This is a genomic window from Cohnella cellulosilytica (genome assembly GCF_042431195.1).
Taxonomy (GTDB): domain Bacteria; phylum Bacillota; class Bacilli; order Paenibacillales; family Paenibacillaceae; genus Cohnella; species Cohnella cellulosilytica.
In genome coordinates, this window is the sequence record NZ_JBHMDN010000029.1 from 1 (window position 1) to 25,738 (window position 25,738).

At 57.0% G+C, this 25,738-nt stretch carries 18 protein-coding genes and 1 tRNA gene; 16 read left to right on the plus strand and 3 right to left on the minus strand.

What is annotated here, in order from left to right:
- The first annotated feature begins 521 nt into the window (after nucleotides 1–521).
- The 7 genes from ACFFT4_RS20580 to ACFFT4_RS20610 all read left to right on the plus strand — a co-directional run bounded on the left by ACFFT4_RS20580 (nucleotide 522) and on the right by ACFFT4_RS20610 (nucleotide 12,760).
- Nucleotides 522–1,484, plus strand: coding sequence for an ABC transporter permease (locus ACFFT4_RS20580; protein ID WP_378050700.1), 963 nt, complete (start codon nucleotides 522–524; stop codon nucleotides 1,482–1,484).
- An 18-nt stretch (nucleotides 1,485–1,502) separates the two neighbouring features.
- On the plus strand, nucleotides 1,503–2,393 hold the full coding sequence (locus ACFFT4_RS20585; protein ID WP_378050701.1) for a carbohydrate ABC transporter permease: 891 nt from the start codon (nucleotides 1,503–1,505) through the stop codon (nucleotides 2,391–2,393).
- Between the two features lie 116 nt (nucleotides 2,394–2,509).
- Nucleotides 2,510–4,216, plus strand: coding sequence for a type 2 periplasmic-binding domain-containing protein (locus ACFFT4_RS20590; protein ID WP_378050702.1), 1,707 nt, complete (start codon nucleotides 2,510–2,512; stop codon nucleotides 4,214–4,216).
- Between the two features lie 118 nt (nucleotides 4,217–4,334).
- On the plus strand, nucleotides 4,335–6,233 hold the full coding sequence (locus ACFFT4_RS20595; RefSeq protein WP_378050703.1) for a cache domain-containing sensor histidine kinase: 1,899 nt from the start codon (nucleotides 4,335–4,337) through the stop codon (nucleotides 6,231–6,233).
- A complete protein-coding gene (locus ACFFT4_RS20600) occupies nucleotides 6,208–7,782 on the plus strand; it encodes a response regulator (protein ID WP_378050704.1) in 1,575 nt (524 codons plus the stop codon). The genes ACFFT4_RS20595 and ACFFT4_RS20600 overlap by 26 nt, the downstream gene beginning before the upstream one ends.
- A gap of 829 nt (nucleotides 7,783–8,611) precedes the next feature.
- The gene (locus tag ACFFT4_RS20605; RefSeq protein WP_378050705.1) at nucleotides 8,612–11,827 is read left to right on the plus strand and encodes an efflux RND transporter permease subunit; all 3,216 of its coding nucleotides are present in this window, start codon (nucleotides 8,612–8,614) and stop codon (nucleotides 11,825–11,827) included.
- Between the two features lie 36 nt (nucleotides 11,828–11,863).
- A complete protein-coding gene (locus tag ACFFT4_RS20610) occupies nucleotides 11,864–12,760 on the plus strand; it encodes a TetR/AcrR family transcriptional regulator (RefSeq protein WP_378050706.1) in 897 nt (298 codons plus the stop codon).
- A gap of 68 nt (nucleotides 12,761–12,828) precedes the next feature.
- Here the strand turns inward: ACFFT4_RS20610 and ACFFT4_RS20615 are convergent, their stop codons facing one another.
- Nucleotides 12,829–13,704: an aldose epimerase family protein gene (locus tag ACFFT4_RS20615; RefSeq protein ID WP_378050707.1), complete on the minus strand. Its 876-nt coding sequence runs from the start codon at nucleotides 13,702–13,704 to the stop codon at nucleotides 12,829–12,831.
- Nucleotides 13,705–13,856: 152 nt separating this feature from the next.
- Between ACFFT4_RS20615 and ACFFT4_RS20620 the strand changes: the two genes are divergently transcribed.
- Nucleotides 13,857–15,017, plus strand: a complete 1,161-nt coding sequence (locus ACFFT4_RS20620; protein ID WP_378050860.1) for a phosphodiester glycosidase family protein — start codon at nucleotides 13,857–13,859, stop codon at nucleotides 15,015–15,017.
- Nucleotides 15,018–15,062: 45 nt separating this feature from the next.
- Nucleotides 15,063–15,764, plus strand: coding sequence for an SDR family oxidoreductase (locus tag ACFFT4_RS20625; protein ID WP_378050708.1), 702 nt, complete (start codon nucleotides 15,063–15,065; stop codon nucleotides 15,762–15,764).
- A 239-nt stretch (nucleotides 15,765–16,003) separates the two neighbouring features.
- On the opposite strand, the gene ACFFT4_RS20630 is transcribed toward ACFFT4_RS20625, so the two are convergent.
- Together ACFFT4_RS20630 and ACFFT4_RS20635 are read right to left on the minus strand one after the other, a co-directional pair.
- Nucleotides 16,004–16,612: a DUF3298 and DUF4163 domain-containing protein gene (locus ACFFT4_RS20630; protein ID WP_378050709.1), complete on the minus strand. Its 609-nt coding sequence runs from the start codon at nucleotides 16,610–16,612 to the stop codon at nucleotides 16,004–16,006.
- An 85-nt stretch (nucleotides 16,613–16,697) separates the two neighbouring features.
- A complete protein-coding gene (locus ACFFT4_RS20635) occupies nucleotides 16,698–17,348 on the minus strand; it encodes a response regulator transcription factor (RefSeq protein WP_378050710.1) in 651 nt (216 codons plus the stop codon).
- Between the two features lie 197 nt (nucleotides 17,349–17,545).
- On the opposite strand from ACFFT4_RS20635, the gene ACFFT4_RS20640 reads away from it, so the two are divergent.
- From ACFFT4_RS20640 to ACFFT4_RS20670, 7 genes are all read left to right on the plus strand, one after another.
- Nucleotides 17,546–18,691, plus strand: coding sequence for an HD-GYP domain-containing protein (locus tag ACFFT4_RS20640; RefSeq protein WP_378050711.1), 1,146 nt, complete (start codon nucleotides 17,546–17,548; stop codon nucleotides 18,689–18,691).
- Between the two features lie 73 nt (nucleotides 18,692–18,764).
- Nucleotides 18,765–18,840 (plus strand) — tRNA-Thr (locus ACFFT4_RS20645).
- Nucleotides 18,841–19,001: 161 nt separating this feature from the next.
- Nucleotides 19,002–19,889 (plus strand): glycoside hydrolase family 25 protein, encoded by an 888-nt coding sequence (locus tag ACFFT4_RS20650; protein WP_378050712.1) that lies wholly within the window; start codon nucleotides 19,002–19,004, stop codon nucleotides 19,887–19,889.
- Between the two features lie 269 nt (nucleotides 19,890–20,158).
- Nucleotides 20,159–20,860 carry an LpqN/LpqT family lipoprotein gene (locus ACFFT4_RS20655; protein WP_378050713.1) on the plus strand — a complete coding sequence of 234 codons (702 nt, stop codon included), beginning with the start codon at nucleotides 20,159–20,161 and terminating at the stop codon, nucleotides 20,858–20,860.
- A 172-nt stretch (nucleotides 20,861–21,032) separates the two neighbouring features.
- Nucleotides 21,033–22,748, plus strand: a complete 1,716-nt coding sequence (locus tag ACFFT4_RS20660; RefSeq protein WP_378050714.1) for a sensor histidine kinase — start codon at nucleotides 21,033–21,035, stop codon at nucleotides 22,746–22,748.
- Between the two features lie 12 nt (nucleotides 22,749–22,760).
- Nucleotides 22,761–24,347 carry a response regulator transcription factor gene (locus tag ACFFT4_RS20665; RefSeq protein ID WP_378050715.1) on the plus strand — a complete coding sequence of 529 codons (1,587 nt, stop codon included), beginning with the start codon at nucleotides 22,761–22,763 and terminating at the stop codon, nucleotides 24,345–24,347.
- Nucleotides 24,348–24,426: 79 nt separating this feature from the next.
- Nucleotides 24,427–25,725, plus strand: coding sequence for an ABC transporter substrate-binding protein (locus ACFFT4_RS20670; protein WP_378050716.1), 1,299 nt, complete (start codon nucleotides 24,427–24,429; stop codon nucleotides 25,723–25,725).
- The last annotated feature ends 13 nt before the right edge of the window (nucleotides 25,726–25,738 follow it).

Consider the following 25,738-nt stretch of genomic DNA (forward strand, 5'->3'; position numbering starts at 1 on the left):
ATACCAAGGTTAGCGGCGGGGAGGGGGAGAAAAAGCACGGTCGCAATGACCATGCCTTTTCCACAGTTAATCGACAGCTTCTGTCAGACCGCTAAAAGCGGGCATCTGCCCGAATGGGCCTGCGTAACGGCCTGGCAGACCGCTAAAAGCAGGCATCTGCCCGAATGGGCCTGGGTAACGGCCTGGCAGACCGCTAAAAGCAAGCATCTACCCGAATGGGCTTGCGTAACGGCCTGGCAGACCGCTAAAAGCGGGCATCTGCCCGAATGGGCCTGCGTAACGGCCTGGCAGACCGCTAAAAGCGGGCATCTGCCCGAATGGGCCTGCCGAGCCGTAAGGAAGGTTGGTTGAGTAGGGGGGAGCGATTTTTCGAGTTCATGTATGCGAATTGGTCGGTCATAATTTTTTTATACCCGAAAAAATGCAACCTCCGGAGAAATTTGAAGCCTTATGCTCCCGGAGAGAAATGCTTATACTCGATGAAGAAAGTGCTTACAAGCTTGCGAGGAGATGTGGCCGTCATGGAAGCGAACGCAGAGGTTCAGGTCCCGGTGCGAAAGCCAGACAACAGAAGAAGGACGAGTCTGCTGCGGAAATTTTACGGCCAGCGCTATTTGCAGGCGATGGCGCTGCTCGGCGTCGCCTGGATGCTGCTGTTCCATTACGCGCCGATGTACGGAATCGTGATCGCGTTTAAGCAGTACATCGGAATCGGAGAAATCAAGAACGCGCCCTGGGCGGGCTGGGAGCACTTCCGGGCAATCTTCGAGGACGATCTGATGCTCAAGGTCATTCGGAACACGCTCGGCATCAGCTTGCTCAAACTGATCATCGGCTTCCCCATTCCCATTCTGTTCGCGTTGTTCCTCAATGAACTGCGTTCGTTAAGATTCAACCGGATCGTGCAGACGATTACTTACCTGCCCCATTTTCTGTCCTGGGTTATTCTCGGCGGCATCTTGATTACCTGGTTGTCCGATGTGGGCGTCGTGAACGACTTGCTTATGAGCCTCGGACTCGTCAAGGAACCGATCTTCTATCTGGGCGAGCCGCAATATTTCTGGAGCATCGTAATTGCGTCCGACATCTGGAAGGAGTTCGGCTGGTCGGCCATCATCTATATCGCGGCCATTGCGAGCATCTCCCCGGAGCTGTACGAGGCGGCCACGATCGACGGAGCCGGCAGGTTCCAGAGAATGCGGTACGTGACCGTGCCTTCCATCAAGGGGACGATCTCGATTCTGTTCATTTTGTCGGTCGGCAGCATTCTGAACTCGAACTTCGATCAGATTCTGGTGCTGAAAAACCAGGTGAACGAAAGCGCCAGCAGCGTAATCGATATTTACGTCTATGAGATCGGCATCAAGCAAGGGCGGTTCTCGTATTCTGCCGCGGTAGGGTTGGTTAAAGGCGTCATCGCTCTCTTCCTGCTGCTTCTTGCGAATTCCTTCTCGAAGAGAATGAACCAATCTTCCCTATTCTAGCCAAGGCGGTGAGACACAATGTTTGCTCGAGATCGCAGAACCCGCGGAGAAATGCTGTTCGACCGCGCCAACGTTATCGCGATGCTGGTCATCTGCTTCGTGACGCTGTACCCGATCTGGTACGTGCTCGTCAATTCGTTTAACGACGGAACGGACGCGATGACGGGCGGGCTGATCTACTGGATTCCGCGCAAGTTCAGCCTGGAAAACTATCAAATCGTGTTTTCCAACGCCGGCATTATGACCGCGATGGGCATTACGGTAGCCAAGACGCTGATCGGAACGGTCATTCACGTCTTCTTCACCGCGATGGTCGCTTACGCGCTGTCCCGCAAGGAGCTGATGTTCCGCAAGCTTTACATGGTAATGGGAACGATCACGCTGTTCTTCAGCGCCCCGCTCATCCCCAACTACTTGTGGCTGCGGGATCTGGGGCTGCTCGATACCTTCGGGGTGTACATCTACCCGGCGATGTTCAGCTTCTTCGATCTGATCATCTTCCTGACGTTTTTCCGGGAAATCCCGGAAGGTCTGGAGGAGGCGGCCAAGATCGACGGAGCCAACGATTTCTCCATCTTCGTCCGCATCGTGCTGCCGGTATCGCTGCCGGTGGTCGCCACGATCGCTCTGTTCCACGGCGTCTGGCAATGGAACGACTACTTCGTCGGGGTGCTCTATACAAACAGCGATCAGCTGCAGCCAATCCAGACGTTCCTATATCGGGTTATCGCCCAGTCCAGCTCGAATCAGATCGTGGGAGCGACGGGCGGCGCAATTAACCGAACCGTCACCTCGCAGTCGATCAAGCTGGCGACGATGATCATTACGACCGTCCCGATTATCGTGGCGTATCCGTTCCTGCAGCGTTATTTCGTCAAAGGCCTCATGATCGGATCGTTGAAAGGCTGACAGGAAAGTGCCGTCCGACCGAAGATACAGCAAAGCGCAGACCCGATGGGCCGAAAAAGGGTTTTACTCTCCCGCAAGGGAATTTTCATAACAATATCGTTCAAAGGGGTATGACAATGAAAAAGTGGCTTAGCTTGTCCATCGTCGCCGCGCTGATGATTGCTCTCGTCGCCTGCTCCGGCGGTAACAACAAGGAGGAAGCAAGCGGCAGCCCGAGCGCTCCCGCAAGCCAGACGCCCTCGGCCAGCTCCGAAAGCCCAAGCGCCAGCGAGGAACAGCCGGCCGCGGACGAGGCGGGCTGGAAGGCCGATACGTCGCCGATTACATTCGACTGGTATTTGAATTTCGCCTGGTTCCCGAACAAGTGGGGCGTCGACCCGACTTCGCAGTACATTACGAAGAAAACCGGCGTCGAGCTGAATCTGATCGTCCCCGCCGGCAACGAGAACGAGAAGCTGAACGCGATGATCGCGGCCAACCAGCTGCCCGATTTCATTACGCTCGGCTGGTGGGAGGAAGGCGTGAAGAAGATGGTCGAAGGCGGCCTCGTCGAGTCGTTGACCGATCTCGCCGAGCAGTACGATCCGTACTTCTTCAAAGTCGCGGACGGCGCCAAGCTGAGCTGGTACGCGCAGCCGGACGGCAAAACGTACGTATATCCGAACGCGTCCTCGTCTCCAATGGACTTCAAAAACTTCGGCACGAAGTTTACGTCCAACCAGACTTTCGTCGTGCGCAAGGATATGTATGAAGCGATCGGCAGCCCGGACATGCGGACTCCGGAAGGCTTCGTCAACGCCTTGAAAGCGGCCAAGGAGAAGTTCCCGCAAGTGAACGGCCAGCCGCTCATTCCGATCGGCTTCCACGAATTCGGCGAAGACGGCAACTATTCGTTCTTCGACGTAGGGCAGGATTCCTCGTACTTGTCCCAATTCCTTGCGCTTCCGCGAGAGAAGGACGGCCAGCTGTACGACCGTCTGACCGATCCGGAGTTCGTCCGGTGGTTGAAGACGTTCCGCCAGGCGAACGAGGAAGGCTTGATCTCCAAGGACGTGTTCGTCGACAAACGCGCGCAGATGGAGGAGAAAATCGCGCAAGGACGTTACTTCGCGATGCTGTATCAGCGCACGGACTTCGCCGCCCAGCAGAACGTGCTGTTCGCGAACGATCCGAACTCCGTCTACATCGCGGTCGACGGACCGGCGAACTCGAATCTGGATGCGCCGACGCTGGCCGGTCCGGCGATCTCCGGATGGACGGTTACGCTCATCTCCAAGAACGTCAAGGACAAGGAACGCGCGATCAAGTTCCTGAGCTATCTGATCAGCGAGGAAGGCCAGAAGGATATGTACCTCGGCGAGAAGGGCGTCTCGTACGACACGATCGACGGCAAAGACCAATTCAAGCCGGAGGCTCTGGAGCTGATGAACACGGACCGCTCCGCGTTCGATAAGCAGTACGGCTCCTCGCATACGTTCTGGATGCTGATGGACACGAATATGCAGCTGCAATGGCAGCCGCCTTCCGTGGAGCCGTCCAAGCAGCTGGAAGACTGGACGATGGGCAAGACGAAGAGCTATTCGGAATACGATCTGATCAACCCGCCGGCGACCTCCAAGGAGGGCATCAACGCCAAGAAGATCGCCACCGAGTGGGGGAAAGTGCTGCCGAAGCTGCTGCTTGCCAAGTCGGACGCGGAATTCGACCAGACGTTTAACGATTTTATCGCCAAGCGCGACAAGACGGGCTTCGCCGAACTGATGCAATACCGTCAGACGAAATACGAAGAGAACGTGAAGAAGCTAGCGGACTTCATGAAATAAATCCGGTAGTCTGTCCGAAAAACCCAGAAACCCTGGGTTTTTCGGACATTTTCCGGACGCGGCAGCGACCGCGCATGATAGAATAAATGCACGACGCCGCGAAAGAGATGTGACGATCATGCCGCGCTATTGGAAGCAGAAGCGGGACAGAATACGATTCCAGCTGGAACAGCTCACCTTGCAGAAGAGACTCGTCATCGCGTACATCCTGATCATGCTGCTTCCGAGCCTTTTGATTTCCATGTATATTTTCAGAGGACAAACGGGCAACGCGGTCCAGGAGCTGGAGAGGAACAACGAATACGCGCTGGAGATCGAGCAGATCAATCTGAGAAACAGCATGGAGACGGTCAAACGGGCGGCGGAGAGGGCTCTGGTCGATCGGCAGATCATTCAATATCTCATGCAGCCCGAGCAGCTCAGCACGCTGGAGCTGATCGATCTGGACCGGATCAGTCTGCAAAATATCGTGTGGATTCAGTACAACAATCCGAGCATCGAAAGGATTCAACTGTTTGCCGGCAACCCGATGACAAACGAAATGATGCCGGTGCTGCTGCACGAGAGCCGGGTCCGGGAAGATCCGTGGTACAAGGAAGTCATGAGCTCCGATAAAAAAGAAGTATGGATATTCAGCCATTCCACCCGCGAGCTCATTCAGAATCGTCCGGGCTTGGAGGAGGATTTTAATCCGAAAATATCGCTTTTTCGACAGCTGCAGTATCCGGAAGGGACTCACGTCGGCCTGCTGCAGGTCGACATGCTGCTGACGAACTCGTTTCCGAATACGTTCAGTCCGCTGCAAGACGAGCAGTCCCAGATGGTCGTGTACGACCGGAACGGCGACATTATCCGCAATCCGGCCAACCATTTTCTGGAGCTGAACGGGGTGGACGACGACCTGTTGAGAAAGCAGTTTTCGACGCTCGCGCCGGAACGGAAAGAGAAGGGGAGCTTTCAATTCCATGCGGGCGGCGTCCCTTATCTTGGCGTGTACTCCTATATCGATCAACTGGAGGCCTACATGCTGAAGGTAGCGGCGCTCAAGCCCGTCTACGACGGCATTAACGATGCGCGCAACCGGATCATTTGGGCCAATGTCATTCTGCTCTCCATTCTCGCGCTTGCGACGTATTACTTGAACGCGATCATTCTCAAGAAGCTGCACGTGCTCACCGATACGATGAAGAAGGTGCGGCAAGGGGATTTCGGCATCGACCTGAACATCCGAGGCGGCGGGGAGGTCGGCGATCTGGCCCACCATTTCCGCAAAATGCTGCGCAAGATCAACGAGCTGATCGCCGACGCGGTCAACAAGCAGGCCGCGGCCAAGGAAGCGGAGCTGGCGACGCTGAAAAATCAGATCGATTCCCATTTTCTGTACAACACGCTGGAAAACATCAAGATGATGGCCGAAATCAACGATCAGAGGGAAATTTCGAACGCGCTGACTTCGTTGGGCGGCATGATGCGCTACAATATGCGCTGGACGAGCGAATACGTCCGTTTGGGAGACGAGCTCAACCATATCGGCAACTACGTGAGCATCGCGAACATTCGTTTTGACGACCGGATTCGGCTGGTGACGGACATTCCGGACGCTTATTTGAATCTGGAGCTGCTCAAAATGTCGCTGCAGCCCGTTGTGGAGAACGCGGTCAAGCACGGGCTGCGGGACGAGGAAATGACGATTGAAATTCGCGCGGTCAAAGAGGACGACGCGGTACTGATCTCGATCCGCGACGACGGAGCGGGCATCGAACCCGAGCGCGTCAGGGAGCTGAACGGGCGCATCGAGCGGGGCGAGCCCGAGGGCAGCTTGCGAGACGGCGGGAGCAAGGGCAACGGGATCGGGCTGGCGAACGTGCACAGCCGGATACAGATGCATTTCGGCAAGGAGTACGGACTGCGGGTCGACAGCGAGCCGGGACAATACACCCGGGTGACGCTCCGCATCCCCTGCATGATAATGAACGGAGGGCTGACGGCCGATGCGAAAGCTGCTGATCGCGGATGACGAGAAAAATATCCGGCTCGGGCTTAAGGCGATGATCGAGCGGGAATATCCCGGCGCGTATTCGATCCGTCTGGCGGCCGACGGGCGACAGGCTTTGGAGGAGCATGGCCGGGAGCCGGCGGATATTCTTCTGACGGACATCCGCATGCCGAATATGGACGGGATCGCGCTGATCCGCAAGCTCGCGGAGCTGGGGAATTCTCCGGTGCTGCTCATTCTGAGCGGTTACGACGATTTTCAGTACGCCAAGGAAGCGATCAAGCACAAGGTCAAAGAATATTTGCTGAAGCCGATCGTGCGCGAGGATCTGTTCGCGGCGCTGGACAAGGCGGAAGCCGAGCTGGAGGAGCGGGAAGCGCTGCGCGGCCGTTTGGAAGAGACGGACAAATATCGCGAAGGCATGAGGCTGAATACGCTGCGGCACGTCTGGTCGGCGCCCGAGCTGGAGCCGGAAGAGGTCGCGGCATTGGCAGGAGAAGCCGGTCTTCAGGATTACGCCTCCGGCTTCTGCGTCGGCATTCTGGATACGTCGGGGCATCAGCGCAACGTAATCAAAGTCATCGAATATCTGGGCGTCTTCGGCAAAGACGATCCGTACATCTGTCTGGAGGACAAAGAAGGACGTGTCGTCGTGCTCGCGGTCCGGGAGGAGCTGCTGACCGGGATGGTGCGGGAGCTTTCCGCCGCTTCGGGCGGCTTGGGGACGTTCTTTGCCGGGCTCAGCGGCAAGGGAGAAGGGCTGGCTCAGCTCAGAATCAAGTACGAGGAAGCGCGCCATGCGCTCAAGTATCGGGTGCTGCTCGGCCGATCGAACGATGCGCTGATCCGCTACGATCAGCTGGCGCTCCGGGATTGCGGCTACCCCATCCCCGCGGAGAAGATCGGCCGGCTGGCGAATATGATGGGAACGGACAGGGACCGGGAGATGAAAACGCTGCTGCAGGAGATGTTCGCCGCGGACGCGCTGGCCCGCGCGGATATCGGGTACTTCGAGGAAGTCGGCCGCCTGCTGAACGAATCGATTTTCGACCAGGTGTTCCACACGTACGGCGAAGCGTCGGTGGACATCATCAAGATGTATAAGCAAGCGGGCAGCTTGTACAATTTTGCGCATATTCAGGACTACATCCATTGCGTGCAAAATTTGCTGCTCGGCCTGAACGACTTTATCCGCCACCTCAGATCGATTCACGTGGATCGCAAGGACATGGACCGGGCGCTTGAGTACATTCACGCCAACTACGCCAAAGATCTCAACATGGCGATGGTGTCCAATTACGTCTCGCTGAATTACACCTATTTCAGCCAGGCGTTCAAAGAATTCGCGGGCGTCAGCTTCGTTCAATATTTGAAAAACGTACGCATCGACAAAGCGAAGGAGCTGCTGGCGACAACCGAGCTGAAGGTGATGGACATCAGCGAGCGCTCCGGGTTCGACAATACGAAGCACTTCAATCGCGTGTTCCGGGAAACCGTCGGCGTCACGCCGCTCGAATTTCGGCAAAGCGTCTCCGAACAGACGGTCAAGCACAAGGAAGAACCTCGCTAATAAGCCCGCTTTGCGGGCTTGTTTTCGTCTTGGCTGGAGCTCTCCCCCCTCGCAATTCCGTCCCAACGCCGCCCCAATGTTCTACAGAATCGATTATCTCCGGGCGAAAAGCCTCGATCCGAGCCACAATGTTCTAAAGAATCGAGTAACTCCTCGCAATTCCGTCCCAACGCCGCCCCAATGTTCTATAGAATTGATTATCTCCGGACGCAAAGCCTCGATCCGAGCCACAATGTTCTAAAAAATCGAGTAACTCCTCGCAATTCCGTCCCAACGCCGCCCCAATGTTCTACAGAATCGATTATCTCCGCGCGAAAAGCCTCGATCTGAGCCGCGATGTTCTACAGAAGAGACTGGCGATTAATTTGTTTCCAAAAGTCTCCCGTCTCTTTTCTTCATGAATTTCAGAAAAGCGAGGGGTCTGATATATATTGATTTATACTCCGCCGTAAGTAATTATCCTGTGTTGCAGCTTTTCCAGGGCTTAGAGTCGATTCTGGGCAGTTTTCGAGTACATTTGTTGTTAAAGCTCCGGCAATAGAACCGTTGCGCAAAAGAGCAGTTCGCTAACCTCCCCCATCACCATGCGATTGTTCCGTACACGAAATGGCGCGAAGCGGGGGATGCTATTGAAGGTGCGGGGACAGGCCTTCGTCTTCGCCCATATGTCTGCTCATCAGTCTGCTATCAGTCTTCCACATTGGAATTGACCGAACGTTCGATAGATATTTCATTGATTTTACACATTTAATTCTTGTATTGCATTTGACATTTGAACGATCGTTCGATAATATTTCAGCAGAGAGACAGTGGAGGAGGAAGAGGACAAATGAAGAGTGTTATCGGATTTTCGTTAAAAAACAAATTCGCGTTATGGATGATCACGATCATTGTCGTCGTCGCGGGTTTGTATTCCGGAATGACGATGAAGCAGGAGAGTCTGCCCAACTTGAGCTTTCCGTTCCTTAGCGTTACGACGGTGGCTCCGGGCGCAGCCCCGGATACGGTCGTACAAGATATTACGGAACCGCTCGAAAAAAGACTCAAAAATACGGAGGGCGTCAAAAATATGACGTCGACTTCGATGGAGAACGTCTCTTCGATCTTCATCGAATACGACTTCGGACAGGACATGGACCAGGCGATCGCCCAGCTTAGGGAAGCGGCCGCGGACGTCAAGCTGCCCGAGGGCGTGCAGACGCCGAACATTTCCAAGTTTTCGATTAACTCGTTCCCGGTCATTTCCTTAAGCGCGTCGGGACACGGCGATCTCGAAGAGCTGACGAGAATCGTATCGGAAGAAGTTCAGCCGGCGTTGGAAGGCGTGCCGGGAGTCGCTTCCGTGCAAATCGCCGGCCAATACGTGAAGGAAGTCACGCTGAAATTCAATCAAGCGAAGCTCGCCGAGCTGGGACTGACCGAGGATACGGTCAAAGGAATCGTCCAGGGCTCGGCTCTGAAAGCACCGCTTGGCCTGTTCCAATTGGACGACACGCAGAAGACGGTCGTTGTGGACGGAAGAATCACGACGATCGACGATCTGAAGAAGGTCGCAATCCCGGTTATGCCGACCGGCGCGGCCGCAGGAGGCGGAGCCGGACAAGCGGGAGCCGGACAAGCCGCACCCGGAACCGATGCCGGACAAGCGGTTCCCGGAGCGGGAGAAGCCGCGGAAGCGCCGGACATGGGCGCGGCTCCGGACACGGACGACGCGATCGATGGCGCTCCGGCGCCGAACTTCGGCTTGCCGACGGTACCGCTCGGCGATCTGGCCGACATCGAGGTGGTGGGCAAAGCTGAATCCATCTCGCGCACGAACGGCTCGGAGTCGATCGGCATTCAAGTCGTAAAAGCCAACGATGCCAACACCGTTGAAGTGGTGAACGGGGTCAAAGACGAAGCCGATAAGCTGAAAGAGAAATTCAGCGATCTCAAGCTCGACATTATGCTGGATCAGGGCAAGCCGATCGAGGACTCGGTCGAGACGATGCTCAGCAAAGCGTTGTTCGGCGCCCTGTTCGCGGTTATCGTTATTATGCTGTTCTTGAGAAACATCCGCACGACGCTGATCTCGATCGTCTCGATTCCGCTGTCGCTCATTATTGCGGTGCTGTTCCTGAAGCAATTCGATATTACGCTGAACATTATGACGCTCGGCGCGATGACCGTCGCGATCGGCCGGGTCGTGGACGATTCGATCGTCGTCATCGAGAACATCTATCGACGGATGTCGCTGAAGGGCGAGAAGCTGAAAGGCAGCGAGCTGGTCAAGGAAGCGACGAGAGAGATGTTCCTGCCGATCATGTCCTCGACGATCGTGACGATCGCCGTATTCCTGCCGCTGGGTCTCGTCAGCGGGATGGTCGGCCAGATTTTCCTGCCGTTCGCCTTAACGATTGTGTTCGCTCTTCTGGCGTCCCTGCTCGTGGCGATTACGGTTGTGCCGATGCTGGCTCATCAGATGTTCAAGAAAGGCGTGAAGGAAGGCAAAGGGCACGATCACGAAGAGAACAGCGGCAAGCTGGCTCGCAGCTATCGCAGCCTCTTGTCCGCCGCGCTGAATCATAAAATCATCACGCTCGTCATCTCGTTCGCGCTGCTGGTCGGAAGCTTGTTCCTCGTTCCGCTGATCGGCGCAAGCTTCCTGCCGGACCAGGAAGACAAATTCGCGATGGTGACCTACAGTCCCGATCCCGGAGATCGGATCGAAGACGTCGAACAGAAGGCGCTGACCGCCGAGAAAATCATCATGGATCAGTCGGACGTCACAAGCGTGCAGTACTCGGTCGGAGGAGAGAATCCCCTGCAGCCGGGACCGTCCAAGTCGGGGCTGTTCTTCCTGCAGTACGACAGCGACACGAAGGATTTTGCGGATAAGAAGTCGGCGCTCATCGAAGAGCTGCGCAAAGCCGTTCCGACCGGAGAATGGGCGGAGATGGATCAGACCGGCGGATTTGGCGGAAGCCAATTCAGCTTAAGCGTCTTCGGCGAATCGCTCGACGATATCGCTCCGGTCGCCAATCAGATCGCCGATCTGATGAATGCCGGCGATTCCTTCGAGAAAGTAAAAACCAGCCTGTCCAAGACGTACGAGCAGTACACGTTCGTCGCCGATCAGGAGAAGCTGAGCGAATACGGCCTCGTAGCCGGCCAGATTGCGATGGAGCTTAGCCCGCAGCGCATCCGCCCCGTATTGACGCAGGTCGAAGAGGACGGCAAGCGTTACGAGGTATTCGTCGCGGTCGAGCAAACGGAATACAACAGCGTAGAAGACATTCTGAACAAAAAGCTGCGCTCTCCGCTCGGATTCGAAGTGCCGATCAGGGAAGTCGCTACCGTCGAAGAAGGGACGTCTCCCAACTCGATCGCCAGACAGAACGGCAAGATGGTCGTCAACGTGACCGGCAACATCACGGAATCCGACGTGGCCAAAGTGTCGAGCGATCTGCAGGCCCAAGTAGACAAGCTGGATTTGCCTGCCGGCGTCGAAGTGCAGTTCGGCGGCGTCACCGAACAGATCAACGAGACGTTTACCCAGCTGGGACTCGCGATGCTGGCGGCAATCGCCATCGTGTACTTGGCGCTCGTGCTTACGTTCGGCGGCGGCCTCGCGCCGTTCGCGATCATGTTCTCCCTGCCGTTCGCGATTATCGGCGGCCTGGTCGCGCTGTACCTGACGGGTGAGACGCTCAGCGTATCGGCTCTGATGGGCGCTCTGATGCTGATCGGTATCGTCGTCACGAACGCGATCGTGCTCATCGACCGCGTCATCCACAAGGAACGCGAAGGCCTGTCCACTCGCGAGGCGCTGCTCGAAGCGGGCGGCACGCGTCTGCGGCCGATCCTGATGACCGCCTTGGCGACGATCGGCGCGCTGCTGCCGCTGGCGTTCGGCTTCGAGAGCGCGGGCATCATTTCCAAAGGGCTCGGCGTGACGGTTATCGGCGGTCTGATCAGCTCCACGCTGCTGACGCTCCTGATCGTTCCGATCATTTACGAGCTGTTGATGAAAATGAGACGCAAACCGAAAAATGCGAATGCATGATGAACGGGTTACCGTCGGAAGGAAGGGAAGTCAGCCATGCAGGATAAAAAAAAGCTGATTCTCGAGGCGGCGATTCGCTGCTTTGCCCGCAAAGGCTTCAACGCGACATCGATCCAGGAAATCGTGGACGAGTTGGGCATGGCGAAAGGCTCCATCTACTTTTACTTCAAATCCAAGGACGATCTTCTCGTCTCGGTCATCGACTATTATGGAGAAATGCTGTACTTGGAAATGAGAGAGCATCCCGGGGAGACGATTCTCCCTCCCCGGGAGAAGTTCGCCATCCAGCTCGAACGCCAATATCGCTTTGTCCATCAGCATCTGGATTTCATGAAAATGCTGCTGAAGGAACCGTTCACCGGTCTGCACCCGCAGATCCAGCAGATGATCATTCGCCTTCGGGCCCGCTCGCAGCTATGGAACGCTTCCCATCTGATGGCGATCTACGGCGAAACCGCGACCCTTTATTTGGCGGATGCGTGCGCGTTGGTGTCGGGGATGTGGTCGCAGTATTTCGAAGCGCTGCTCTTCGGGGAATTGGTGTTCGACGGGCGGCAGCTGAGCCGGTTTATTACGCGTCGTCTGGACGATCTGGTGAACGGCATGCTCCGCTCCGAAGAAACGCCGCTGCTGCCTCCGCTGGATCTGGTCAAGCTTCGGTGCCTGGCGGGGGTAACGGAAGAGGATTTGACCGAGGAGCTCCGGCTGCTGGCCGCGATTAAAAGTCGAATCGTCTCCTGCGAATTTTCGGAGGTTCTGCGAAGGGATCTGAACGAGGCGTTGGCGCTGCTGAAGGAAATGATCGAGATGCCGTCCGCGGGCCATCGTCTGCTGGCGCGAGGGATGCTGGCCTTGCTAAAGCAGAATGGACCGTCGGATCTGGCGGAGACGATCGACCGATTGGACGGCCTGATCGGTTCGATGGAAGCCTGAGAATAAAACCAACAAAGCAGCAGCCCGCACATCGCCGTGCGGGCTGCTGCTTTGCTATGGCGGCAAGCTTACTTATCCAGGGCGAAGCTGAGGTTCAGCTCGAGCTTCTCTCCGGGTTCGATCATAAGCAGCCCTTTCTTGTCGTTCAGCGCCTCGTTCAGCGCGGTCCAAGGCTCCACGCAGACGAACGGCTTGCCTTCGACCGACCACAGCACAACATAACGGAACTGCTCGCTGTAGCTCAGGCGAACGCTGCGGCCTTGGCGCAGCGGGAACGCAATTTCCCGTTTGCCGGCATCCAGCAGGGCGGCGGATTCGACCATGCCCTCCAGCGCCAAGTGCCCTTCGAACGGTTTTTCACGGTTGTCGTTGTAATCCAGCATGCGAGCGGCGTCCGTATCGTAGATGAGGTTTTTGCTCTCCGCGGCAAAATACGGATGGAATCCGGCGACCATCGGCATCGGCTCTCGCGACAAGTTGCGATATTGCTGTTCGATCGACAGAACGCCGTTCTTCAGACGATAGGTGAAGCTTAGCTCGAATTCGAACGGGTAAGCGGCCAGCGTCTCCTCGCTGCTGCGCAAACGCAGCGTAATATAAGCCGAATCCCCGGTGCCCGTCTCCGCGACTTCCCATGCCGACGTGCGCGCCACGCCGTGATTTTTCATCCGGTACGTCTTGCCGTTCCACTCGTATTCCCCGTTCACGAGCTGGCCCGCAATCGGGAACAGCACGGGATTGCCGCCCCGAATATTCGCCTGCGGGTTCGTAAACGTCTCCCGGTCCAAATAAAACAGCTCTTGGCCGTGCAGACGGCAGCTTATGACGATTCCGCCGCGCTCGGGACAGATCGCAAAGGAGGAATCGGTATGTATTTCCTGTAATTCGTAAAGCGGAAAACCGTCGGTATAGGTGCGGATCGTATGATTTTCGTTGGCGGTCAAGGCTCGTTCCTCCTGCTCGTTGGCTTGTGTTCCCTTCATTATACCCTACAAACAGAAGAGTCGTATGCAGGAATGCAACAACCTGACGGTATCGCTCGTATAAAAGAGGTACGAAATTAGAGAGCAGAGGAGCGTGGACGTCCGTGCAGCCATTGCCGCCCAGAACCTCCAGGGCGTCTTCGTTATCCGCGGGCAGCGGGAGAGCCAATCCGGCCGCGCCGAACCGAAGCGGGAAGCCCGCCAGAAGGAAGCGGTCGTTCTTATGGAGCTTATACAAATTTGTTTTCGTGACGGGCTGCTTGTCCGTATTGCTGCTGGCGGGCTGGTTCTACCTTACCCCGTCCGGCAACACGTACCGTTATATGCTGGCCGATACGCTGATTACGACCCAGCACAGAGAATGGGCGAAGTACATTATCGGGGAGAAGGCGCTCCGGGAACGGGTCGCGGCTTACGTGAAGCAGTTCGAGGAGATGGGAGAGGAGCGCGACACGCATACGATTCCGATTGCCGAAGACGGGCCGACAACCGGGGAGCAGGCTGCGGAAGAGCCGACTTCGATTCAAGAGGTCGACGGGGAAGGCTTTCACGGCTATCTGTTGACCGTGCGGGATCCGAAAACGGTACGGCTGGTCGTGCCCAATAAAACGGGCCGCGGCGAGAAGGTGTCCAGCATGGTGAAGCGGACGGGTGCGATCGCGGGCGTGAATGCGGGCGGTTTTGCCGATCCGAACTGGAAGGGGAACGGCTTCAAGCCGATCGGCCTGGTCATCAGCCAGGGCAAAGTCTACTATAACGGCTTGGGCAATACGAAAAGCGTGCAGATCGTCGGGATCGACAAGAACGGCAAGATGCTTGCCGGCAAATATTCGCTCGACGAGCTGATGGAGCTCGGCATCTCCGAGGCGGTCAGCTTCTCGCCCCGAATCATCGTGAACGGCAAAGGGCTGATTCCCAATCGCGCGCAAGGCTGGGGAGTCGCTCCGCGCACCGTCATGGGGCAGCGAGAGGACGGGGCGATGCTGTTCCTCCTCATCGACGGACGGCAGCCGGGTTACAGCATCGGGGCGACGCTGTACGACGCCCAGGAAATTTTGCTGGAGCATGGCGCGGTTATTGCCGCCAATCTGGACGGCGGTTCGTCGACGGTGCTCGTGACGGAAGGCGGGGAGATCGTCAACAAGCCGTCCTCTTCCTCCGGCGAGAGGTATTTGCCGACCGCTTTCCTCGTGTTCGAGCATCCGGAGGCGGTCGACGTGCCGAATATTTGGGCAGGATTGAAACCTTCCGACATCGATGCGGGAAAGTGGTAAAATGGATAAGCTGGGGAAAAACATACGACGGGAGGAAGAAGCGATATGCATATTCTGATTACGGGAGCCGGGAGAGGGCTTGGCTTGGAGCTCGCCAAGCTGGCGGCGGAGAAGGGGCACGAGGTTATCGCCTGCGTGCGCGATCCGGAGAACGTTCCCGGTCCTTTGAACGAACTGAAGGACAAGCATCCCGGGAAAGTGCGAATCGAGCGTCTCGGCGTAACGAACGAGGCGGAGGCGAAGGCATTGGCGGACAAGCTTGGCTCGGAAGGGATCCGGCTGGGCGGTCTCGTCAATAACGCGGCCGTTCTGCTCGGCAGGGAGCATAAGCTGGGCGAGCTGCCGATAGAGCTTGTCCGGGAATCGCTGGAAGTGAATCTGCTCGGACCGATGAGCGCAGCCAAGTATCTGGCTCCGCTCATGGCCAACCATGCGGGGGCAGTCGTTGCCAATATTTCGTCGGAGGCCGGCAGCTTCGCATCCGCGTACGGCGGCGATTATCCGTACGCGCTCTCGAAGGCGGCGCTTAATTACTTCTCCAAGCAGCTCGGCTCCGAGCTGAAGGGCAGAGGCATTCGGACGATCGCCGTTCATCCCGGCTGGATTCGCACCGACATGGGCGGCCAGGCCGCGCCGATGGGCCCTTCCGAGAGCGCGGAGGGTATTCTCGCGATACTGGAAGGACGCGTGCGCCTCGAGGACGACGATTTCTTCGTCGATCACAAGGGGCAGCGGATGCCGCTGTAGGCCGCGATTAACGCGGGGGTGTCCCCTGAGCACAGCTGCTTAAGATATTCGATAGATTAAAGAAGGGGTATGTACCTCCTGGAGAATGCCTCCTACGCTCCTGAAATCACCGATTAACGGGTTTACCTATTCAGGTTTCAGGAGCGTATAGCATCGGAAGGAGGTACATACCCCTTGTATCGTTAATATCGATTATCTTTCCAAGCAGCTTGGTACGCTCAGGGGACAGCCCCCGGCGTTCAATACATCATCGTGCCCAGCGGTCCGTCTTCGTCGATAATATCCTGAATCTCGAACACGGAGATCGGGAAGTAGGGGAAGCCCCAGGCATAGGGGACGAGATCGTATAATTGGAAGTAGATGACGAGCGATTTGTCGGCGATATAGTACTCCTGGTCGTCGCTGATTCCGGGGTAGGGGCCGAGTATGGGCAGCGACCTCGACTTGATCTGCGCTTCGATGATTTTGTTCAGGCGCGCTTTGTAGTCGACGCCCGGCTTGAACAGCTCGCCGAGCTTGTAGCTGCGTCCAGTGTCGGCGTCGAAAGTCAGCGAACGCTGCAGCGTGTTGCCGTGGGCCCCGCCCGTGAACACGTAATTGAGCAGGGAAAGGCTGAGCACGCCTCGTTCGTTCGTCTTGATCTCGTACGTGCCGTCCATCTGCTGGATATCGCTGCTGGGAAAGCCTTGATCCTTCATAAGCCGCTGCGTCGCCGCCGCGATGGCGTTGTTCATTTTTTCCTGCGCCGCAGGCGTCGTGCCTCCGGTGATATAAGGCACGTTAACCTTGACGTTCTTCGCGGTGAACGTGCGCGTACGAATCGGGAGCATTAAAGTCTGCCCGTTCATCTGGATTCCCCCTAATCGGCATGGGCTGTTGTCACCCCATTCTATGCAAGGCGGAGGAATCGTGTGAAGCGAACGGGGACGGCGGTCATACGACCGCCATTTCTTTGAGCCAAATGACGGCCTGCGTCCGGTCGTTCGTGCCGATTTTGTCGTAGATGGCGCTAATGTAATTTTTGACGGTGCCTTCGCTCATGAACAGCTGCTGGGCGATGTCTCTGTTGGTGCGCCCTTCCACCATCAAGGCGATGATGCTCATCTCCCGATTGGTGAATTTCAGGTCGGCGGCGCGGTTTCGGGTGCGGGCTGCGGCCGAGGCGGGCGCGGCCAGTCTGGCCGCCAGCTTGGCGGCGATGGGCGACGGAAGCATGAGCTCTCCTCGCGCCGCATCGCGGATAGCCTGCAGCAGCTTGTCGGTCGGAATGTCCTTCAGCAGAAAACCGACCGCTCCCCCGGCAAGGGCCTCGATTATATATTCGTCTTCGTCGAATGTCGTCAGGACAAGCACTTTCGTGCGCGGAGACTCGGCACGCAGCTTCTTGACTGCCTCGATCCCGTTCATGACCGGCATGCGGATGTCCATCAATACCAGGTCCGGATCGTGAGCCGCGGCAAGACGGCAAGCCTCTTCTCCGTTCTCGGCGGTGGCGATGACCTCGATATCGTCCTCAAGCTGGAGGATCGTCTGCAAGCCATCCCTCATCAGCGCTTGATCGTCGGCAATCAGTACTCTGAGCATGCTGCCTTCTCCCCTTTCTTTTCCATTATAATGGATCGGATGCATTAGAAACAGGTGCAACTCTTTCCGCGGCCGTCCGGAGCCCTCGATATGACGGAAACAGTGACAGGCGTCACTGGTCATATGACGAAGTCTTCCGCTACGATGAGGGAAGGAATGGCATGCGGTGTCCGCACGCGGAAAAGGGAGTGGAAGGCATGATTATTATGCATACGAGTCAATGTCGCCCGGGAATGACGCTGGGGCGGTCTATCTATACGGAACAAGGCCATGTACTGGCGGGAAGAGGTTTCGTGCTGACCGGGCACGCAATCGCCAAGCTGCGGCAGCTGGGCATGCCGTATTTGCATATCGAGGAGCAGGGGACGGAGGATATCGCTCCGGACCAGGCGATCCGCGACGAGACGATGATCGTTATGCACGGGGCGATGGTGCACAGCGTGGAGGAACTGCAAGGAGGCGGCAGGGAGAAGTTGTCCCAGGGCGTCGTCCGTTTTGTGTGCGACGCAACGAAGCTGCTGATAGAAGATTTGAAATCGCGGCGCAACGAGCTTAGCTTGCCGGTTTACTTGACGACGACGCTGGCGGACGGGGACAAGCAGCATTTTCTCGAGCATGCGATGAACGTTGGCGTCTGCGCGACCCGGCTCGGCCTGGAGGAGGGCTTGGCCGCAGAGGAGCTGCATGCGCTGGCGATCGGCGCGATGCTGCACGACATCGGCAGGCTGCTGCTTCCGGACGGGCTGAAGGCGCGCGCGGCGCAAAATGACCCGCTGCACATGAAGCATGCCGAGCTGGGCTACAGGCTGATCCGCGACAGCGGCTTCCCGATTAGAGCCGCCCACTGCGCTTTGTTCCACCACGAAAGATTGGACGGAAGCGGCTACCCGTTCGGGCTGGAGGGGAAGAAGATTCATCCCCATCACCAATGGATCAGTATTTTCGACAGGTTCGATACGTTGGTGAACGGCCGCGACAACGGGACGCCGATGCTGCCGCATGAAGCTTTGGAGGTGCTGTACGGAGGCGCCGGGACCTTGTACGATATGGACAAGGTACGCAGGCTGCGCGACAATATGGCGCTGTTCCCGAGAGGCACGTCCGTGCGGCTGAATACGGGCGAGCTGGGCGTCGTGTCCGCTCTGCACGAGGACAGCAAGCAGCGCCCGATCGTACGGGTCATTCGCACCTCCGGCGGCGAGCTGCTGCCCAAGCCGTACGAAGTCGATCTGAAGCGCCAGCTGCATCTAATGATCAGCGGAATCGGCAGCGAACAATCGTCGGGGAGCGCACCTGCGGAAAGGCGCGAAATGCGTTCGAACAAGGTGTTTCATGTCGTTTGAGCAAAGACCATAAAATACCAGGGACAAAACGCTTGACTTTTTCTCCCGGAATGACTAAGATAATAAAGGATTTGCTGATGTAGCTCAGCTGGTAGAGCAACGCATTCGTAATGCGTAGGTCGGGGGTTCGAATCCCTTCATCAGCACCACTAAATAAATCCTTTAACGACGCGTCTTCCGAAGCTCTCGGGGGATGCGTTTTTGACGTGCTTGAACGGCAGCAATCACCGGGAATTCGGGAGGATCGGTCCATTCGTCGCCTCCGCGGCGGTTGATCCTGAATAGGATATAAGCACGGAGGTGAAGCCGTATGCAAGCAAAGAGCAGCACAAATATAAAAGGAATCGACGTGAGCCGATGGCAGGGCGTTATCGATTGGACCAAAGTCGCCGCGGATGGCGTCCGATACGCCTTCGTTAAGGCGACCGAAGGAGTGACCGGCGCAGACGTTATGCTGAAGACGAATGCCTTGGGGGCAAACGCTGCGGGCGTCAAGGTCGGCTACTACCATTATGCGCGCCCGGAGAACAACGAGGCCGTCGCGGAGGCGCGCCATTTTGCGGCAGCCGTTGCCGGATACCCCTGCCATTGGCCGCTTGCGCTCGACGTGGAGGGAGAAGCGGCCAAGCTGGGGGCCGCCGCGCTGACCCGGTGGTGCGCGGCGTTTCTGACGGAGCTGGAGCGGGTGAGCGGGAGACGCGCCATGATCTACAGCGGTGCCAGCTTCGCCAAAACCTATTTGGGCAAGGAGCTCGCCGGTTGGCCGCTCTGGATCGCCCATTACGGCGTCGACAAGCCGATGAGCAATCCCACTTGGGATAGATGGTCGGTGTTCCAGTATTCGGACAAGGGCCGGGTGGCCGGCATCCAGGGGAACGTCGATCTTAACGCGATGGAGGCGGATTTCTACGGCCGTTACGCGGCCGGGGAGGAGGATAAGCCGATGACGAAGGAAGAGAAGGAAGCGTTCGAGCAATTAAACGCGCAGGTTGCGCGGCTGACGGGCATGGTGGATACGCTGACGAAGCAATTGGAGACCGCAACGGCGAAGATTCCCGCGCCGAAGTGGTTCGTGACCGAATTCGGAGCAAGCGTCGTGGCGCAGATGAGCGATCCGACCGGCACGATGGAATTTTGGCGGGCGGTGGCCGTGTCCCTGCGGGCTCTGAAGCCAACCGGCACGGGAGATTCGGCGTAAAAGAGTAAAAAGAACAGCCGGCTTGTAATCGGCAGGTTGGGGTCAAGTCCTCTGGCTTGCCCCTTCTAGCGCAAAGCATTTCGTCCCTCGATTGCAAGGGGCGGAATGCTTTTTTTGTTTATTTTTCCAGACCGGAAACGAAGGGGAACGTTACCTAAAGATAAGGTTAAATAAGTTTACTTCGCGGGAGAAATGCTGTAGTCTGGTCGAAGGCGCTTAGGGAAAGGGAAATTTTCCCTGAACGTCCATAGAGAGAGGGGAAATGGAGAATGAAGAAACCATCTGCAAATCTGTTGAAAATGTCGTTGTTTCTGGCGCTGCTGGCTTTGGCGCTGAGCGCTTGCGGCGGTAAGGACAACAATGGAGGGGCGCCGTCGGAATCGCCGTCCGCGTCGGAATCGTCCTCGCCTTCGTCTTCGCCGGCGGAGTCGCCGTCCGAAAGCCCGTCGGAATCGCCGTCTGCGTCCGAGAGTCCGTCCGCCGAAGCGAACGAGCCCGCGTCCGTTCCGGAAGGCTACAAGCTGTTCGAGGACAAGACGTTCGGCACGACCATTCAATATCCGGAAGACTGGACCTTGAAGGAAGGCCTGGTCGGCATCGCGGCCTTTATCGCGCCGTCGGAAGGCGCCAACGATACGTTTAACGAGAACATTAACTTTATCGTCGAGGATCTTGGCGGCCAGAGCATCAACGCCAAGGACTATATCGAGCTTACGAAGCAGCAGCTCGGCTCCGGGCAGCTGATCCAGGATTTTAACATCGTGGAAGAAGAGCTGAGCGACGAAGAAGGAATAGATGCGGCCTATATCGCTTATACCGGCAAGCAGGGAGACATGGAATTGACCTGGGCCCAGACGGTGGAAATTCACGAGGGCAAAGCCTATATCGTTACGTTCACCGCGACTCGCGACAGCTTCGACCAATACATCGAACAGGCGGGCATCATTGCCGATTCCTGGACGATCAACTAATCGCATTAACGAGCGCGGCCCATACGGGCCGCGTTTTTTGCATGCCATCGCGGCGCAATTTTGTCCGGCTCCCTTCGCGGAAGAAGTGTGATACGATAAGAAAGCTCGGTTCGACCCGCGCATACTTCTTTTCGGGCGGCCGGCGAGACAGCGAGGGAAGGCGGCGGCGCGGATGCTGACCGGAACGTTTAACAACATGAGAATTCAAAACAAGCTCTTCGTAACGATCGCGCCGTTGTTCCTGATCGGCATCGTCGTGCTCACCTCCGTTGCGTACGAGGCCGCGAGACAAAGCATCGTGCGCCAGGTCAAGGAGTCCAAGCAGCTTCTGCTGCAGCAGGTGGGGGAGAAGCTGGAAGCGATCAATCAGAACATGCTGTCGGTTTCGAATATGTATTATTTGAATCCGAACGTTCGAGATTGGTTAAGAGGCAGCACCCGTTCCACCGAATACGAAAAATACAGGGCGCTGAAACGAGTCGTCGAGACGGTTGGAGATACGGGGAACTATTTTGAACACTTGAAATATTCGACCGCCTTTATCGGATTTAACGGGGCGGTCTATTCGAGCTCGGCGGACGAGCAGGGGCAGTACGATTTCGGCGAAGAGCTGAAAATGAGGGAACGGATGCCCGACAAAAATAAAATGTACTGGAGCGATACGTATCTGCACCACGGGAAGTATGTTTTCTCCGCCGCGCGTTATTTGCGCGATATCTACACCGGAGAAGAGCTGGGTCTGCTCGTTCTGGACTTCGAGGAGCGTCTGCTGTTCGATGCCTATAAAAACTTAACGGGCGTACAGCTGCGAATCGTCAACGAGGCCGGGCGGATTTTGTCCGCGCGCGACCAGTCGGCCGTCGGGAGCTCCATCTCGGACGAAGCTTATTTCGCCAAGCTGTCCCCCTACGCCAGCGGCAGCTTCATGGCGGAAGCGGAAGGGGAGAGCTCGCTGATTACGTTCCGCAAGGTGCCGCAGATGGACTGGATTCTGGTGGAAACGACGCCGGTATCCGTTCTCTTGCAGGACATCAATCAGGTTCGCGATCTGATTCTGTATGCGGCGGCCTTTATTTTAGCCGGGTTGTTCGTTCTGTCCTACTATTTGTCTTATCGGATTTCAGCTCCGATCAAAAGGCTGGTTCGCTCGATGCAGCAGGCGCAGAGCGGGGACTTCAACGTCCCGGTGCACGTCGACCGGAAGGATGAGATCGGCTTCCTGATGAAAAAATACAATACGATGCTCGTCCGGATCGAACAGCTGCTGGACCAGGTCAGACGGGAAAACGAATTGAAGCGATCCGCGGAAATCCAGGCGCTCTATTCCCAGATCAATCCCCACTTTCTGTACAATACCTTAAACTCAATACGCTGGATGGCCAAAACGAACGATACCGCCATGGTCAACCGGATGATCATCTCTCTCGTTCGCTTGCTTCGGCAAAGCTTCAGGCAGGGACAGGAAACGATAACCTTCGAAGAGGAGATGGAGTTTCTCAAGGATTACATTTTGATTCAGAAGGTTCGCTACGGAGATAAGTTCGATGTCGCGTTCCGGATCGAAAACGATGTGAGAGCTTGTAAAACGCTGAATTTGCTGCTGCAGCCTTTGCTGGAGAACGCGATTTTCCATGGAATCGAACCGAAGCCGGGCAAAGGCCTGATTACGATCGGAGCCGGAATCCGGGAAGGGGACGTATGGATTGCGATCGAAGACGACGGAGTCGGAATCGATCTCGACAAAGGGCGGCGCGGTCTCGGCATTCGCAGCGTAGAGCAGCGAATCAAGCTGCATTTCGGGGAGACGTACGGAGTGGAGCTGGAGCGGCTGGAGGAAGGCGGAACGAGGGTTACGGTTCGCATACCGGCGATCAAGGATAACAGCTAGGGGGGACAGCGGATGCTAAAAGTATTGATTGTCGACGACGAGAAACCGATTCGTCAATGGTTCGAGCACGTCATCCGGCAGAACGGGGACGAGTTCGAGATCGCCGGATTGGCGGCCAACGGACGGGAGGCTTTGACCCTGTGCATGTCCTCCGCTCCGGATATTGTGATCACGGATATCAAAATGCCCGTTATGGACGGCCTGGAGCTGATCGAGCAGGCGAGCAAGCTGAATCCGGAAATTTCCTTTCTTATTTTGAGCAATTACGACGAATTCGAGTTCGTCCGTCACGGGCTGAGAATCGGAGTGAAGGACTATCTGCTGAAGGCGGAAACGGACGATCAGGATATCGTGGCCGCTCTGCGGAAAATGGCGGAGGATCGCAGCGGACGGACGCAGGCTAAAGACCGCTGGCAGCTCCGGGACGTGCTGAACAGTCCCGAGGACTGGCTGCCGCCGGAAATGCTGCAGGGCGCCATGCGCTGGCTGATCTGCGGCCGCGACGGGACGCCGAATACGGAAGAGGACGCCGCGTCTTCAACGCTGCTGGAAGCCTGCAAGCGGTGGGCGGCCCAATCTTTTCCTCTGGCGCGGCTGCAAGGCTTTGTCGATGAAGGGGACAATGCGGCACTGCTGCTTGCCTTCACCGACACGGCTCCGCCTTCCGGGGAAGAGCTTGCAAGCCGGTGCAGAGACTGGGGCGCGGAAGCGAGGCTTCGCTTTTCCTACACGGTATCGTTCGGAATCGGGGCGGCTTTCTCGTCCGCCGGAGCGGTGAAGAATGAATTCAGGAAAGCGAAGAGGGCATTCCGCTGCCGGTTCTATACGGGGGAGATGAGCGTGAACGCGGCGAATGCCGGCATGAGCTCGGACCCGTCCGAGGAGCACGCCGAGCTGGCCGAGCTCATGCGTCCGCTGAAATCCGCCGAGCTGCTGGAGCCCGGCTTGATCGAGAGCGTGCTGGAGAAGCTCGATGCCTTGAAAATCAGGAATGTGGATCCCGCGGAGGCCAAGGAGGCGTTCCGTTCCTTCCTGGAGCGGATGGAGGCCCAGTTGCCGGAAGAGACCGGACAGCGCGACGCGAAGCGTCCCGACGCTTTCGGAGAATTGGATCGGCTCGCTTACTGGGAGGAGCTTCGGGATGCGGTTCGGCGGCATTTGCGGAAAATGCAGGAGACAGCCTATCGCCGCACGTTCGTGTACAGCGAGACGACGAATCGGATCATGGCTTATATCCGCGAGCATTACGCGGACAAGCTGTCGATGACCGTGCTGGCGGAACAAGTGCATCTGAACGAAAACTATTTGTCGCAAATGTTCAAGAAAGAGACCGGCAAGACGATTACCCGCTACATGATCGAAGTCCGAATGGAACAGGCGAAGCAGCGACTGGCGACTCTGCGCCACAAGATCAATCGCGTGGCGGCCGAAGTAGGCTATGCCAGCGAAGCGCATTTCAGCACTGCGTTCAAAGCTCATTACGGGATTACGCCCTCTCAATACGTCGATTCTCTAAGATCGCCGAAACCCAATCTAAGCGAGCCGCAAGACAAGACAGACCGCGGCGAAGAAAGCTGGATTGAACGAAACAAAGTCTAATCGGCTCGTATGGTTCGCCGTGCTCCGCTCCTTTAACATGTGATTGTAAGCCATTACAAAATCCTAAAGGAGAATCGGAATGAACAGAAAAACAGGGGGGCTTCTCGCCTCGGTCGTTACGCTGTCCATAGCGCTGGGCGCTTGCTCCGGAGCGGGCGACGGCGACCAGTTAAGCAAAGGAAACGAGTCCGGAGCCGGACAGGCACAGCAAAAGGTGCTTAAATTCTGGATGAGGGGCTCGGGCCCCAACGAAGCGTTAACCCGCAGCGTCGCCTCCGATATTCAAGCCTTCGAAGCGCAAAACCCCGACATTAAGGTTGAGATCGACTATATCCCTTACGCGGACGTGGAAGCCAAGTGGAACACCGCATTCGCGGGCGGAACGGCTCCGGATCTGTTCGAGGTCGGCATTATCAACATCGCCAGCCGCGCCAATCTGGAGCAATTCGCTCCGCTCGACGAGTATATCGACGGCTGGGCCGGCAAGGACGACATCATCGACAATATTTATAAGCTGGGCAGCTACAAGGACCAAATTTACGGAATGGGCTACATGCCGTCTCCGAACGTTTTCGCCTACCGCAAGGATTACTTCGCCGAGGCGAATCTCGATCCGGAACGGCCGCCGCAAAGCTGGGCGGAGCTGATGGACTATTCCAAGAAGCTGGCCGTCGTCGAGAACGGCCAGACGGTCCGGGGCGGGTTCGACGTGCCGAAGCAGAACGGTTCGTTCTGGCTGGAAATCTTCGGCCATCAGAACGGAAGCGCGGTCGTCGACGAGTCGAACGAGACGCCGGTCTTCGACGAGCCGGCGGCGGTGGAAGCTTTGGAGTTCGTCAAGGAGCTGTCGCAGTATTCGATTCCTTACGATGCTCAGAAAGCGGAGACGGTTCCTTTCCGTCTGGGCCAATCGGCGATGACGTATATCGCTCCGGACGCGATCGGCGAAATGATCAGGAACGATCCGAGCCTGGAGGGCAAGATCGGCGTAGTCAGCAACGTGCCGGGCAAGCAGCCGTCCACCTTCAACGGTCTCCGTCTGTTCTCGATTGCCAGCACGAGCAAGCAGAAGGACGAAGCCTGGAGACTGATCGAGTTCTTCCTGAGCAAGGAGCGGGCGGAGCTGAGAATGAAGGAGCTGATGGTTCCGGTCGTGAACAAATCGCTGTCCGACCGCTTCGTCGAAATGGATCCGGAGATGAATGCCGCGATTATGGAAGCGGTTCAAATCGGGGTTGGCAGACCGAAAGTTACCTGGTCGCCGCTGTTCGAGAAATACGCCAATCAAGGGTACGAGGAAGCGATGTACGGAGTGAAGCCCGTCGCGGAGGCGCTTAAGGACGCCGTCGCCGAGCTGAAGAAAGAAATCGGGCGATAAGCGCGGAGGCCAT